The organism is Rhodoplanes sp. SY1, from assembly GCF_046000175.1.
GTDB lineage: Bacteria > Pseudomonadota > Alphaproteobacteria > Rhizobiales > Xanthobacteraceae > Rhodoplanes.
In genome coordinates this window covers 1-14,041 of the sequence record NZ_JBEOMB010000053.1, presented here as the reverse complement: position 1 = coordinate 14,041, position 14,041 = coordinate 1, and the positions used below count along the sequence as shown (strand labels likewise).

At 65.9% G+C, this 14,041-nt stretch carries 9 protein-coding genes and 2 pseudogenes; 5 read left to right on the top strand and 6 right to left on the bottom strand.

Features of this window, described 5'->3' with window-relative positions:
* Window positions 1-118: 118 nt before the first annotated feature.
* Complete coding sequence (locus ABTU92_RS14920; protein ID WP_408091934.1) at window positions 119-1,030, bottom strand: PepSY domain-containing protein; 912 nt, start codon at window positions 1,028-1,030, stop codon at window positions 119-121.
* Window positions 1,031-1,215: 185 nt separating this feature from the next.
* On the opposite strand from ABTU92_RS14920, the gene ABTU92_RS14915 reads away from it, so the two are divergent.
* On the top strand, window positions 1,216-1,800 hold the full coding sequence (locus ABTU92_RS14915) for an MOSC domain-containing protein (protein WP_408091932.1): 585 nt from the start codon (window positions 1,216-1,218) through the stop codon (window positions 1,798-1,800).
* Between the two features lie 307 nt (window positions 1,801-2,107).
* Here ABTU92_RS14915 and ABTU92_RS14910 read toward each other — a convergent pair whose 3' ends face one another.
* Both ABTU92_RS14910 and ABTU92_RS14905 read right to left on the bottom strand, forming a co-directional pair.
* Window positions 2,108-3,730, bottom strand: a complete 1,623-nt coding sequence (locus tag ABTU92_RS14910) for an ABC-F family ATP-binding cassette domain-containing protein (protein ID WP_408091930.1) — start codon at window positions 3,728-3,730, stop codon at window positions 2,108-2,110.
* A 625-nt stretch (window positions 3,731-4,355) separates the two neighbouring features.
* On the bottom strand, window positions 4,356-5,555 hold the full coding sequence (locus tag ABTU92_RS14905) for a hypothetical protein (RefSeq protein WP_408091928.1): 1,200 nt from the start codon (window positions 5,553-5,555) through the stop codon (window positions 4,356-4,358).
* Window positions 5,556-5,677: 122 nt separating this feature from the next.
* Between ABTU92_RS14905 and ABTU92_RS14900 the strand changes: the two genes are divergently transcribed.
* Both ABTU92_RS14900 and ABTU92_RS14895 read left to right on the top strand, forming a co-directional pair.
* The gene (locus tag ABTU92_RS14900; RefSeq protein WP_408091926.1) at window positions 5,678-8,473 is read left to right on the top strand and encodes a MobA/MobL family protein; all 2,796 of its coding nucleotides are present in this window, start codon (window positions 5,678-5,680) and stop codon (window positions 8,471-8,473) included.
* A 173-nt stretch (window positions 8,474-8,646) separates the two neighbouring features.
* A pseudogene (locus ABTU92_RS14895) lies at window positions 8,647-9,917 on the top strand (IS256 family transposase).
* Between the two features lie 114 nt (window positions 9,918-10,031).
* On the opposite strand, the gene ABTU92_RS14890 reads toward ABTU92_RS14895, so the two are convergent.
* Both ABTU92_RS14890 and ABTU92_RS14885 read right to left on the bottom strand, forming a co-directional pair.
* Window positions 10,032-10,520, bottom strand: a complete 489-nt coding sequence (locus tag ABTU92_RS14890) for an ISAs1 family transposase (RefSeq protein WP_408091924.1) — start codon at window positions 10,518-10,520, stop codon at window positions 10,032-10,034.
* A 62-nt stretch (window positions 10,521-10,582) separates the two neighbouring features.
* Window positions 10,583-10,819 (bottom strand): hypothetical protein, encoded by a 237-nt coding sequence (locus tag ABTU92_RS14885; RefSeq protein ID WP_408091922.1) that lies wholly within the window; start codon window positions 10,817-10,819, stop codon window positions 10,583-10,585.
* Between the two features lie 252 nt (window positions 10,820-11,071).
* Between ABTU92_RS14885 and ABTU92_RS14880 the strand changes: the two genes are divergently transcribed.
* Window positions 11,072-11,464 carry an H-NS family nucleoid-associated regulatory protein gene (locus tag ABTU92_RS14880; protein WP_408091920.1) on the top strand — a complete coding sequence of 131 codons (393 nt, stop codon included), beginning with the start codon at window positions 11,072-11,074 and terminating at the stop codon, window positions 11,462-11,464.
* Between the two features lie 146 nt (window positions 11,465-11,610).
* Here the strand turns inward: ABTU92_RS14880 and ABTU92_RS14875 are convergent.
* Window positions 11,611-11,860 (bottom strand): annotated as a pseudogene (locus ABTU92_RS14875) (IS5/IS1182 family transposase); the annotation flags it as partial.
* 284 nt (window positions 11,861-12,144) lie between these two features.
* Here ABTU92_RS14875 and ABTU92_RS14870 point away from each other — a divergent pair.
* A complete protein-coding gene (locus tag ABTU92_RS14870) occupies window positions 12,145-13,890 on the top strand; it encodes a methyltransferase domain-containing protein (protein ID WP_408091918.1) in 1,746 nt (581 codons plus the stop codon).
* Window positions 13,891-14,041: the final 151 nt, after the last annotated feature.

The window sequence follows — 14,041 nt, the reverse complement described above, 5'->3', positions numbered from 1 at the left end:
TCATTGCCGGGCTCGTCCCGGCCATCCACGCTCTTGGTGCCGAGAGCCTTCGAAGACGTGGATGGCCGCGACGAGCGCGGCCATGACGAGGCTGAGCGGCGAGGCGATGATAGTCAGTTCAAGCCGCCGCCGTCTTGGCTCCCGCCCGGCTCCGGTTCTGCAGCCGCCGCACCTGCCGGCGCCCCCACAGCCAGAGGCCCGTGCCCATCAGGCCGATCAGGGCGAACGACGTGACCACGTTGATCAGCGCCGACCAGACGCCCGCCCAGTTGCCCTCGTGGATCAGCCGCGGCCAGTTGCGCCCGGTCTCGACCAGCCCGACGCGGCCGACCGCGTAGACCCTGTACTCGCCGCCGTCGTCGACGCGGGCGAGCAGCGCCCGGCCGCGCTGGCGCAGCCACAGCAGCGATGCGGCGTCGTGCCGGGCCGTCACCATGCCGACCGCCTCGCGCAGCGGCACGACCGGGCCGGCCGCCGGCGGCGCGCCCGTGAACGAGATGCCGAAGGCGAGCGCCAGCCCGGTGAGCGGGCTCAGGATCACCAGTGGCAACCCGATCCACGCTATCCCCTTGTGCCAGCCGCCGAGCGTGTTCGCGAGCCGCGGCCAGCCCATCAGGACGCCCAGCACGGCGACCACCAGCATGGCGATGGTGCTCGCCGTCACCAGCCAGCCGAGATCCCAGATCAGCCGCTCGTGCAGCTGCCGCGACGTGAGAAAAGCCCGGGCGAGCGGGCCGATGTCGGCGCGTTCGGCCCCGGTCGAAAGGTCGACCACGATCGGTTGGGCGCGCACCCCAGAAATCATCAGCGAGCCGTCATAGGGCCGCAACGCGACGCCGCGCGCCTTGCCATCGGGATCGTGGCGGGCGAGCAGCCCGTCGAGCTGCGCCGCCGTGACCGACCCGGGTGTCCCGCCGGCGATCATCGGCTCGAACGACAGGATCAGCCCGGTGACCAGGACGACGGCGAGCGGCAGCGCGAACACCAGGGTGATCCAGCGGTGCAGCCTAAGAAGCAGCGGGCGCGACATGACGGCTCCGAACAGTCGCTCGTCCGGCGCGCGGGCAACAGCCTCGGCCAGGCGAGTCTCGTGAACTCTCGGTCCCCTATTACCGCACCGCCCCTGACGGCCGGCTGACAGGCGGCTTGGATCGAGGCGGCCGATGGGCTACCCCCCTCGGCCGAGGCTCTCGACCGACAACCGAAAGGTGATGCGTGCCGACCGACGCGACTGCGCGACCGATCGTCTCCTCCGTCCACGCCGCCGCGCGGCACGGCTTCAGCAAGCCGCCGAGCCTGTGGATCCGCCTGATCGAGAACCTCGGCGTCGAGGGCGACGCCCATTCCGGCGCGACCGACCAGCACCTCTATCACATCCGCCGCTTCGGCCCGACCCCGAACCTGCGGCAGGTCCATCTGATCGGGGCGGAGACGCTGGAGGAGCTGGCCGGCAAGGGCCATGTCGTGCAGCCCGGCGAGCTCGGCGAGAACATCTCGACCCGCAACATCGACCTGCTGGCGCTGCCCACCGGCGCACGGCTGCATCTCGGATCGGACGCCGTGATCGAACTGACGGGCTTGCGGAACCCGTGCGTGCAGATCGACAATTTCCAGAAGGGGCTGTTGAAGCACATGGTCGAGCGCGGCCCGACGGGCGTCGCGCTCAAATGCGGCGTGATGAGCGTCGTGATCAGAGGCGGCGAGGTGCGGCCGAACGACGAGATCACGATCGTGCTGCCGCCGCTGCCGCACCGCCCGCTGGTCTACACGCCGCCGGTGCCGGCCGACGCGAAGGCGTGATTTTAGAACGCGGGAGTCTGCGGCGCCCTCGTTTCACCTCTCCCCAGCGGGGAGAGGTCGACGCGCGCAGCGCGTCGGGTGAGGGGGTGCCGACCTCTCGATGAAACAAATAGCGTCGGCGCCCCCTCACCCCATCCCTCTCCCCGCTGGGGAGAGGGAGCCGCGCAGCACGCGCCGCAGATGTGTAGGGTGGGCAAAGGTGCGCCGAAGGCGCGCCGTGCCCACGCAGTCGAGCTCGGCGATCAAGTGCGTCAAGCCGGACGGCGTGGGCACGCGTCGCGTGCCCACGCTACGACTACGACGCTGATCAGCTCCGCAGACCCGGCGCTTCCTGGCCGGTGCGGGCGACGTATTCGGTGTAGCCGCCGCCGTACTGGTGGACGCCGTCCGGCGTCAGCTCCAGCACCCGGTTCGACAGCGCGGCGAGGAAATGCCGGTCGTGCGAGACGAACAGCATGGTGCCTTCGTAGTTCGCCAGCGCGCCGATCAGCATCTGCTTGGTGGCGATGTCGAGATGGTTGGTCGGCTCGTCGAGCACCAGGAAGTTGGGCGGATCGTAGAGCATCAGCGCCATCACGAGGCGCGCCTTCTCGCCGCCGGACAGCACGCGGCAGCGCTTCTCCACGTCGTCGCCCGAGAAGCCGAAGCAGCCGGCGAGCGTCCGCAGCGAGCCCTGGCCGGCCTGCGGAAACGCGTCTTCCAGCTGCTCGAACACGGTGCGATCGCCCTGCAGCAGATCCATGGCGTGCTGGGCGAAGTAGCCCATCTTGACGCTGCCGCCGACCGTGACGCGGCCGGCGTCGGGCTCGGTCGCGCCGGCGACGAGCTTCAGCAATGTCGACTTGCCGGCCCCGTTGACGCCCATCACGCACCAGCGCTCGCGCCGCCGCACCATGAAGTCGAGCCCTTCGTAGATGCGCTTCGATCCGTAGCCCTTGTGCACGCCCTTGAGACTCACGACGTCCTCGCCGGAGCGCGGGGCGGGGGGAAAATCGAACGGCACGGTCTGGCGCCGCCGCGGCGGCTCGACCTTCTCGATCTTCTCCAGCTTCTTCACCCGGCTCTGCACCTGCGCGGCGTGCGAGGCGCGCGCCTTGAAGCGCTCGATAAACTTGATCTCCTTCGCCAGCATCGCCTGCTGGCGTTCGAACTGCGCCTGCTGCTGCTTCTCGGCGAGCGCGCGCTGGCCCTCGTAGAACTCGTAGTCGCCCGTGTAGGTGGTGAGCGAGCCGCCGTCGATCTCGACGATCTTGTCGACGACGCGGTTCATGAAGGCGCGGTCGTGCGAGGTCATCACCAGGGCGCCCTCGTACCCTTTGAGAAACTGCTCGAGCCAGATCAGGCTCTCGATGTCGAGATGGTTCGACGGCTCGTCGAGCAGCATGGCGTCGGGGCGCATCAGCAGGATGCGGGCGAGCGCCACCCGCATCTTCCAGCCGCCCGACAGCGCGCCGACGTCGCCCTCCTGCATGGCCTCGTCGAAGCCGAGCCCGGCCAGCACCTCGCGGGCGCGCGCCTCGAGCGTGTAGCCATCGAGCTCCTGGAATCGGTGCTGCACCTCGCCGTAGCGCTCGATGATCGCCTCCATCTCGTCGGCGCGATCGGGGTCGGCGAGCGCGTGCTCGAGCTCCTTCAGCTCGGCCGCGACGGCGCTCACCGGGCCGGCGCCGTCCATCACCTCGTAGAGGGCGCTGCGGCCGGCCATCTCGCCGACGTCCTGGCTGAAATAGCCGATGGTGACGCCGCGATCGACCGCCACCTGGCCCTCGTCGGGCGGCTCCTCGCCGGTGATCATCCGGAACAGGGTCGTCTTGCCGGCGCCGTTGGGGCCGACCAGCCCCACCTTCTCGCCGCGCTGGATCGCCGCCGAGGCCTCGACGAACAGGAGATGGTGGCCGTTCTGCTTGGAGACCGAATCGAGGCGAATCATCGGGACGGGCTTTTCGGACGTGGCGGACGGCGGCCGGACCGAGCCGGCGACGCCAGCGCGTCGCGGCGGCGAGGCCGGGGCGCCGTCGATGTTTAAGGAATCGGTGAAGCGCGAGTGGCGGAGAGGGGGAGACACCCCGCCCGGATTGCCGACTCCCCTGATTTCCCACCGGAATCTGCCCCGGCGGGTGACATGGGGACTACCAAGACGTCTATCGGGCGGGATACCGGCAACCCCGCCCAACGGCTCGCGGCCAGCGATAGCGCCGCTCGACGCCGACGTAAAGCGCCGTGTGCCGCGACGGCACCCCGCCCGGCGCGCGGCTCCGGCACCAGGACCGGGACGGGTGGTCGTCGCGCGCCCAGCCCGGGCACCGTAGCCGACCGCCGAAGGCGCCCGTGCCGTCGTCCGCATCAGGTGAACGCCGTCACCGCGCCCGGCTGTCGCGCGACACCGGGCACCCTGCCGAGCCTCGAAGGGGCGCAAAAGGGGCCGGAACCCCTGTGACCCGGCCCGGCTCGAGGCGGCGGGCCTGTCCGCCCACCGCTTCCACGCGGCTGCGCATGCCGCCGGTGCGCCCGCCCGCCCACCTCTCGAGGAGCGGTCACAAAGCCGAGTTTCCAGCTCAGCTTCCCGGCCGATCAGTTCGTGGCCGGGCCGCCATTGTCGCGCTGCACGCCATCCTCGGCCGACGACCCCCCCGGGATTTCGGCCGGCGCGAGCGGACCCGCGCTTCCCCAGACATCCGCCTTTCCGGACGCGCTGTCGCGTGCTCGTCGGCGACCATCGAAGAAGGCGACAGGGGTGGGTCCCCATCGTCCGTCTGTCTTGGGGCGGCGCCGGCCAGCAATCGGCGGGCACGGTCTTTGGAGACGCAAACAGTGCGCAGCACACGAACCGCATCGGAACATTTGCGGCGCAATAACGCCAGCCCGTCCGCATCGACCAGATTGCACCACGCACCGCGGTTCCGGCTCCAGTGCAGCCGAAGTTCCTTCCACTCGTTCGCCCCTTGTTCCGGGGTGAGCAGCGAGCGATCGACAGCGACGCTGTACAGCGCGACTGTTTCCGTGATCTGGCTCGCCTGCGGCGACGATCCGAGGACGGGCGTCGATGGCATCGGGATCGCCGGGTCGATGGCGTCAGGCGGCAATTGCGCCCGGTCTTCGCGCGGGCCCGGCCGATGATCGATCGATCCGTGACCGAACTCCTCGGACCCACCCAGCGTCGCTGCCGTATCCGTCGACATGCCCTGTTTACCGTCTGTCGGGTCGGCGCCCGTGGGGCGACCCGTATGAGCCGCCGGCTCCGGCGGTCCGGAGTTTTCGCGCGGGTTCCCGCACCTTATCCGGAGCTTGCAGCCGAAGAGCTCCTGGAGACCAGACAGCAGCGCGCCATCCACCTCGCCGTGCCACAGCCCTGCCTTCCCGTGCCACCGCAGCCGCGCACCGTCGATCGCCGCACGCTTGACACGCCCCACATTGCGCGACGCTTCCAGCTCGATCTTTATGAGATCGCCGGTGTAGGTCATCCCGTCCGGGTCGACCCTCGGGTCTTCGCCCGAGGGGTCGAGCGATCCGAAGTGGATCGATCCACCCGAGTGGATCTCCGCGACCTTCTCGAGGACGGAGATCATGTCGACGGTCGGGAGGTCGAGGATCCCGTGGCGGCGCGCGAGCGCGATGAGCAGTTCCTCCTTTGCGGCCATGCATTCGAACGCGCACCTCGCCCGCTCGGCGGAAATGCGCTCGAGCATTTCGTCGTGCGAGATGAGTTTCCGCTCCAATTTGTCCACGCGTGCGCGATACCGACCGATCGTCATCATGCCGCCTCTCCCCGATCGCAGAAAAGCGTGCAACTCGCGGCGGCAAACCGCCAGCAGTTCCTCCGCTTGATCGGAGCCGCGGACGAGGCGAAGCTCAATATGCAAAATGCGGAACGACGACGATGGCCATTGCCTATCTCCGCTTGTCCTTCTGGCATCTCAGGCCGGATCGTGGAGCGTGCCACCAGATCGCGTATTTCGGCCGGGCGCGTATCCGGGACCGGAGGCTCGCCAAGACCTTCGACTTTGCTCGTCTGCCCGACGATCTCGTCTACGAGGCGGTGACCCTGCCGGAGGCTGCACCACCGGCTTGGGCTGTTCCGGCGGCCCTCGCGGACGCCATGGATGCCGCGGAAACGACACGGGTCCGACGCCTTCGCGACCGCCGACGATGGCCGCAAATCGGCGCCAATTTCGTCCTCGCGCTCCCGCCCGACGACGAGCTGACTCTCGACGAGGCCGTCGAGCTCACGAACCGGATCGCCCAGGCGGTGCGTGGATCGTGGGACGCCCCACTTTACGTCGCGATCCACGATCCACGTCGGCTCCGACCCGGCGCGCGGACCCGCCATGCGCACATCTTCATGGCGCTCCGAGAGGTCAGGAAAGGGGCGTTCGCGCGCACGAAGATCCGTCCTTTCGCCCGGGTCCGGAGAAGCGCGGAACAAAAATCGGTCTTCGTGGCCCAGGGCACCGACTGGCCGCGGCTCGCACATGAGGTGCAGCAGGCATATTTCGCCGAGCTCGGGATCGATCTCGTCGTCGATCCGCCCGCCCCGGTGGGTGGCCGGCATTGGAGCCGAACCAGCCTTCAAACTGAACCGGGTCGGCGCGACGTCCACGAGGGCCTGACAAGAACGAGAAACCTCGCGGCGGTGAGCGGACCCGTGGAGCCGCTGGTGGGGCACCTGCTCCGGGGCCGGGGAGTGGTTCAAATCGCCGAGGCGCGCCGGCTGCTTGCGCGGTTTCTGGACGGCGAAGATGAGCGTCAGGCCCGGCTCGAGGCGATCCTCGGGGATGCGTCCATCGTGACCCTCGCACGCAATCCCGGCGAGGCGCGCCCCTCGTCTATGACGACGGGAGCGGTCCAACAAGTCATCGAAGCCGTCGTGCGGTGGGTGGACAGCGAATCCGGTCGCGGCCCGGCGGCAAGCCTGCAGGTCGTGTCCGGGACGAGCCAGCCGGAAATTCTCGAAGAGACCGCTCGCCGGGTGCGGGATGCTGCAGGCGGGTCGGCCCCGGTTCTCCTGCTCGGCGTCGCGATGTCCGACACTGACGCTCTCGCCGACAAACTCGGGGGGACGTTCTCCGTCTCGACCTTTCTCGACGTCCTGGGCGAGCGGCCGTGGACACCTCGCTCTCCGCCGAACCGGCAGACCATCGTGCCGGGCGCAATCGTGGCGATCGCGCGAGCCGAACAGGTCGGGGACCAAATGCTCGCCCGGGTGCTCCTCGTGGCCCGGGACGCCGGCGCCGCTGTCGTCCTGGGGTTCGACGTGACCAAAGCGAACATCGTGAACCGCGTGGCCGCTCACATCGCTGACAATCTCGCGCCACCCGACGCCCTCACGGATGAGCAAATCGCCCGCTGTCTTCGGGCGGGATTGATCCGCTGCGCCTTGACGGCCATGGCGCAGCGAGGGCGTCTGCTGTTCGAGGCGGCCGTCCCCGTGGCCCAAAACGTGGATTTTGTGGTCTGCGACGACACTCGGCAATTGAGAGCGAGAAACGAGTCCTTCCGGAACGCTTCCGAAGGCCGACGGGCTCAAACGACCATCGGCCTGCCGGGTGCTCCCGCTCTTTCGGCCGGGGACTGGGTCTGCTTCTTCAAAACGGACTACTCCAGCCGCTATCCGAAGAGGCATCCGGAGATCCGGGCCGGGCGGCTCGGCCGCATCATCGAAGTCGTGCCGGGCCGCAACGTCATACGGGTGGAGATCGGGGACGGTCTCGTCCGAAACGTCAAGCTCGACAAGTTTCCTTCGGTCCGCTCGGCCCACGCGCTGTCGATCCGTGAGGCGCGCTACGCTCCGAAAACGGCCAGCCTCGTCGTCGAACTGACGTCCCATCGATCCGCTTGGGCCGCACTTCTTCTCGCCGCAGATCGCGCCGGATCCGCAGTCGCGCGGATCGATCCGGCCGTGGCGACCGATGTCGCCGGTTTGATCGCCGCCGCTGCAGCTTCGTTGCCGGCCCCGTTGCCATCCGAACTGGTGCATTGCCAGGATCCGGACGTCGTATTCTCCGAAATCATGCGAAACTGCGAACCGGCGCGTATCGAGGCTGCCGACGGCGAAGCGCCGATCGAGATCATCCCGGAACCGCGGATCGGGGACGAGGTCGCGCCGCCGGTCCTGGCGGATGGTGCCGATGTTCGTGCGACCGTCGCCCCGGCGGTCATCGAAGAACCGCCGCCGAAGCCGGTCGGACGCGATCCGAGAGGTTCTGATTTCGAAGTCGAATGCATGCCGACACCGCCCGAGACTGCCCCGACCACACTGGTCATCCCGAGAGAGAAGCTGCACGAAAGTGTGCGGGCAATCCTCTGTGCGAACCCGAGGACACGCCAGGGATGGGCCAGCCTGACCGCGGCTCTGCGGCCCGATGCCCCCGACCGAGTAAAGGTCGGTGAGAAAATGATCGCACTCTGCAATGAAAGCGGGCCGTTGGCGGTGCTGGTGCGGCTGCTGATCTCGACCCCTGTCGAGGAAGCCCTGGGCGAATTGGAGGAAAGTGATCTGCCCCGGAGCCTCGCCGAAAGTCTGCCACCGTCGTGGTCGGATTGGGATCTCTACGTCCTTGCACAGGACCTCGCCATGATCGTCGTCCCGCACTCGGCTTTTTACCGTGTGCTCAGGGGAGAGCCGCTTCCGGGCGAGGCGACCGAGCTCGATGGATCGGGGCCGCGACCGCGATGACCGGCATCGATGCCGTGGCCCTGTAAGGAAGTGCATCGGGTCTGACGGATTACAGGGGTCGAGAATTGCGCGCGGTGCCGTCGCGGGATTGGTGGGAATTGAGGGTGGCGTAGTCTCCGGGGTTCTGAACCTCGAATCATCCGGCGTTGGCGCGCCGGACTGGAGACCACGCCATGATGAGCCCTACCACGAAGGCCGCTCTCTCGCAGCCGGCGATCGAGCCGACCTCCTGCCTTTTCGATAACTGGATCGACCCGATCGAGACCGCGGTGCGCCGCCGTGTTCGATCGTTCATCGAAGCGCTGATCGAGAGCGAACTCGAAGCCGCTTTGGACCGTCCGCGCTATGGACGCCGGGCGACGGTGAACGATGATTCGGAGGAGCCTTCGCCGGGCGCTGTCGGGTACCGACACGGCAAGCGGACGCGCAAGCTGACGGGAACGTTCGGGACCACCGAGATCGCCGTGCCGCGGGCGCGGCTGGTGCGCCGGATGGCGGCACGACGGAATGGAAGAGCCAGGCACTTCGCGATCAGCGCCGCACGGTCGCCGCCGACGCGCTGATCGCCGGCAGCTATCTCGCCGGCACCAACACGCGGCGGGTCCGGCGGGCACTGGCGACGCTGTTCGGGGGCGCGGTGAGCAAGGACATCGTCAGCCGCACCTGGCGCAAGGTGAAGGGCGATTGGGATGCCTGGAACGCCCGCTCGCTTGCCGGCGAGCCGATCGTGAGATTGATCCTGGACGGCACGGTGGTGCGCGTCCGACTCGACCGCAAGGCGACCGCGATCTCGCTGCTGGTCGTGATGGGCGTGCGGGCCGACGGCCAGAAGGTGCTGCTGGCGGCGCGGAGCATGGGCGGCGAGAGCGCCGAGGCGTGGCGCGCGGTGCTCGACGATCTGATTCGCCGCGGGTTACGGCGGCCCGAGCTCCTGATCGTCGACGGCGCCGCCGGGCTCGACGCCGCGATAGCCGTCGTGTGGAAAGGCGTGCCGGTGCAGCGCTGCACCGTGCACAAGCATCGCAATCTGCTCGCCCACGCACCCGAGCGCCTGCACGAGGAGATCACGTCCGACTACACCGACATGATCTACGCGGCCACCCCCGAAGAGATCGAGGCGCACCGCAAGGCATTCCTCCGCAATTGGCGCCTGAAGCATCGCGCCGTCGCCGACAGCCTGGAGGAGGCCGGCGAGCGTCTGTTCACGTTCGCGCGGTTGCCGCCGAGCCAATGGAAGAGCGCGCGAACAACAAACGCGATCGAACGGCTGCACGAGGAGTTCAAGCGCAGGATCAAGACGCAGACCGTGCTGCCCTCCGCTGAAACCGCCGCGATGCTGTTCTGGACGCTGCTCGCGTCCGGTCAGATCAGCATGCGAAAGGTCGACGGCTGGCAGACCCTCGCCACGCAACCCATCGCTCACACCATTGACCTCGCCGCCTGAAACGGTACCTTCAAGTGCCCGGTGATCACGTCACCCGGTTTCCAACCACATTCGCGACGGTACCGATTGCGCGGGCCCGCTCGAGCCTCAAATCGACCCGGCCGATTCGCAGGGCTATCGCGTTTGGGCGAGGAGCTCGAGGAGGAAGTCGTCGTTCCAGCCGGCCTGCCTGAGCTTTCCGGCGAGTGAGCTCTCGGTCTTATCGGCGCGGGCGACGTTAAGGGCGAGCCGTCGGAGCACGGCGAGGTATTGCGAGCCGTGGTCCCGACGGTTTCGCGCGGCGTCCTCGGCGACGACCACGTCGAACTCCCAGTGGAGCGCGTTCTCGATCGCCCAGTGCGCCCGCACGACCCGCAGCAATTCGGCCGGCGAGACGGTGCGAGACAACGCGAAGAGGTTGACCTCGCGCGCGGTCTTGCTGGCGAAGCAGCGGATGCGCTCGAACGCTTTCAGCCCCGGAAATTGGTGGTAGTCGCCGAAATCGCCGGCTCGACGATGGCGGCGCGCCGGGTCTCGGTGCGGCGGTGGCCCCGCTCGGTCGTCTCGGCCGTGGGATGGGTTTTCTTTACTCAAACAATTCCTCCATGAGGCAGACCTGATCAACGAAAGTCGCGAAAGGAAAAGGGGCAGAACTCACCGGGTCCCGCCGCCCTTGCTGTAATTTCTTATCCGGCCAGGGAGCGATCGATGTTCGACAGCTTCTCCAAAATTCGGACTCGATCTTCAAGGTGGAACCGAAGAAACTCCTGAAATTCCGAGAGAAGCGCCTTTGCGGAGGCCGCATTGGCGCCGTCGCGCTCCAGCTCCTCAATGAGAGCCTTCTGGCGAGCCACCTTCCGGGCGGCAGCGGCGATATGCGCCTCGACCAGTCCGAGATGACTGAGGAGCAGTTTCCGGTCCATGTTCACTATCGACGAACCCGCTCGTCAGTTCGATTTCCACAAGCAGCGGCTGAATCGCCCTTGTTGCACGCTTCGCGCGGAAGAGCTTCGGCCGCCAGTCGTGGATGCTTCGGACGCCCAAATCTGTCAACAGTGGCCAAACCCGCTTGCTTTTAGCCCAAGGCGTTGTAGGAGGGCTTATTGGCCCGTTTTTTCCGGCAAGCCGAACATGGGTGCTGGAGCGGTAAAACGAATGAAATGAGGAAAGCCGGAATGGCCAACGCGAATCTCAGCACCATGGAAGTTGACGAGCTGCTCGCCCTCCGGGGCGAGATTGACGCCACCCTGGAGGAGCGCAGCCGCAAGCTACGCGATCAGCTGGCGCAACTCGAGAAGGCCACCGGACGCACGACCAAGCCCCCCGGCCAGCGCTCGAGCACGCTCAAAGGGGTCAAGGTGCCGCCCAAGTTTGTCGGCCCGAACGGCGAGACCTGGGCAGGACGCGGCGCGCGGCCGAAATGGCTCGCCGAGCTTGTGGAGGCCGGGCACGCGATCGAGGAGTTCGCGGTTGGCGAGACCGGCGCCGCGGACGAGGCGCCTGAGGAAAAGGCCGCGCCGCGCGTGAAGCGCGGGGCCGCCCGCAAGACCACCAAGCGCCGGAAGTAAGCTTGCGGTTGCAGCGTTTACGCCACGTTCCCCGACGCGATTCGAGAGCATCCGGTTGGCAGCCGCGGCGCCCCGGCGCTGGCTGCCTCCGATGCCCAAGATCAAGCCGAGAAATGCCGAGCGCGGCACCCTCGCCGAAGAGGCATTTCGGCAATGGCTCGACGCCTCACGGCTCGACGGCTGGACTTGGTGACCCGGCGGTCCTGACCGGAGAAGAAGACCCTGAGCCGGGCGGGATGATTGTGGACGCGATAACCGCGGTCGACATGGATTCGGCGGACGGCGACGCAGGCCAGCTTCTCCCGGCCGGCGATCACGGATCCGAGCGTGTGGCGTCGAACGGATGCCGTGCAGCGGCTGGACGTGCAGCACGAACTGGCCGCCCTTGGGCTTCGTGCTTCGCAATCGACACCTGGCAGTCGTAGGGCCGGCGCACAGTCGAGCACGTGTTGTGCGACAGGATGCCGCGGGCGGCGTAGGTGCATCTGCGAGGGCCGTGCCGGATGCGCCCTTCCAGACGGAGGCTTCGAGCGCCAGGAACTCCTCGGCCAGCGCCGGCGCCTGTACCGGGTCGCGATGGCTGTGGAAGGTGAGCGTGCCGCGTTCGCCGAGGCGCTTGCGCCGACGACGCAGGTCATGGGGCTGCATTTTATTGACACTTACTCCAATACTCCGTTTAAATGCTCGACGGCAACGCATCCAATATCGTGAATCAAATGACGCTTCCCTCGGTTGCAAACGAGTCGAGCAGAGTTGTTCCGTCATCCATCTCCTTTCCAATACACCCCTCCGACTACGTCTTTTTGTATTTAAAGCGCCTCAGTAACGGCAATGATGAAGCCGCCGCGACCAAATACATGACAAGTGGAGAGGAGAGCGCATCGAGATTGAGGAAACTATACGACGAGGCTACCGGCCAGCGGGTTGGATCGCCCGTCAACCATATACGAATACTCGACTTCGCTTCAGGCTATGGCTGTGTCGCGAGATCGCTTCGACGACATTTTCCCGATGCGCAGCTTTGGTGTTCAGATATTCACCCCCAAGCTTGCGAGTTCATCGAGAATTCCTTCGGAATAGATTCTATACTCTCCACACCAGATCCGGAAAATTATAAAACAGAACTCAGATTTGATTTTATTTTTGCGTTGTCGTTTTTCTCTCACCTCCCAAAGCATCGGTTTTCCTCTTGGCTTCGGAAGTTATCGTCGATGCTTGACCAAAACGGGATTTTTCTCTTTACCTGTCACGGATTGATAACACACCGAGATCATTTGGCGCATTTGTCAACCGATCCGTCGGGTTTCGCGTTCGAACGTGCTTCGGAACAAGACGATTTACCGAAGAGCGAATACGGCCAATCAGTGAGTTATCCGTCTTATGTGTTCAATGCTTTGGACCGTGTCGATGAGTTAGAGGTCGTCTATTTCTGTCAAGGGGCTTGGTGGGGCCACCAGGATGTTTATATTGCCCGACGCCGCAACCGCCCGCTTCCATTGCGCCATCGCGGAAAAGTCGGACAACTCACGTCGCTTTTGGGGCCCAAAACCTTGAGAACGGCGGCGCGTATCGGCATTGCGCGAATCGGCTCCAACTCGACCACCGCGCTTGTTCGCGAGCAGGGAATCGGCGGCAACCTCGATGTCTGGTTGGCGCATGACGCATGGGCCGCCCAACGCCCTGAAACCGAGTGGATGACCGCGCCATTCCCGCCTCGATCGCTCATGCGAAAGACGTCCGGGCTTTTAGAGAACCGTGACTTCTCGGCCCATGGCGTAACAATATTAAGAGTCTTCAACAGACTCGCCCCCGCGCCACTCCCGTCATTGTCATCGATACTCGATTTCGGAGTCGGAGCAGGACGGATCGCGCGGGTATTCAAAGGTTACGGCGGGCGATATGTCGGTGTCGACGTTTCCAGAAAAGCTCTGGCATGGGTTCGACGGAACTTGCCCTGGGTCGAAACAGTGAAGAACGAGAACGGCAAGCCGATCCCCGTCGAGACCGAAGCGATGGATTGCTGCTTCGCGTTATCCGTTTTCACGGATATGACCGAGGACGACTTCAGGTTCTACGTCGATGAACTTTTTCGCTGCGTTAAGAAAGGCGGGTTTGTGCTGTTCACAACCTGTGGGGAGAAGGCCCTCGCGCGCGCGCACACCGACGACCGAATCCGCGGCATGCTCGGCCTATCCGGCGAACAAGTCGACCGCGTTACTGCCGAGATGAATCGTTCAGGATTCTGTTTTCACGAACATGCGCCCGCGACGAGCGGCACCAGGGCCATCGGGCAATTGTTCGTCACCACTGAATACATCCTGCAGACATTGAATGCCAGCCCCCCCTCCCTGAAGTGTGTTCATGCGGGCGCAATACACGATTTTCAAGACGTAACAGTGCTCGTAAAGCCGACAGGACCGGGTTGAACGGAAAATCACGAAGACAAGCAACATAAGAAAGGCGGGTTGGTGCTGTTCACAACCTGTGGGGAGAAGGCCCTCGCGCGCGCGCACACCGACGACCGAATCCGCGGCATGCTCGGCCTATCCGGCGAACAAGTCGACCGTAAGCGGTCTT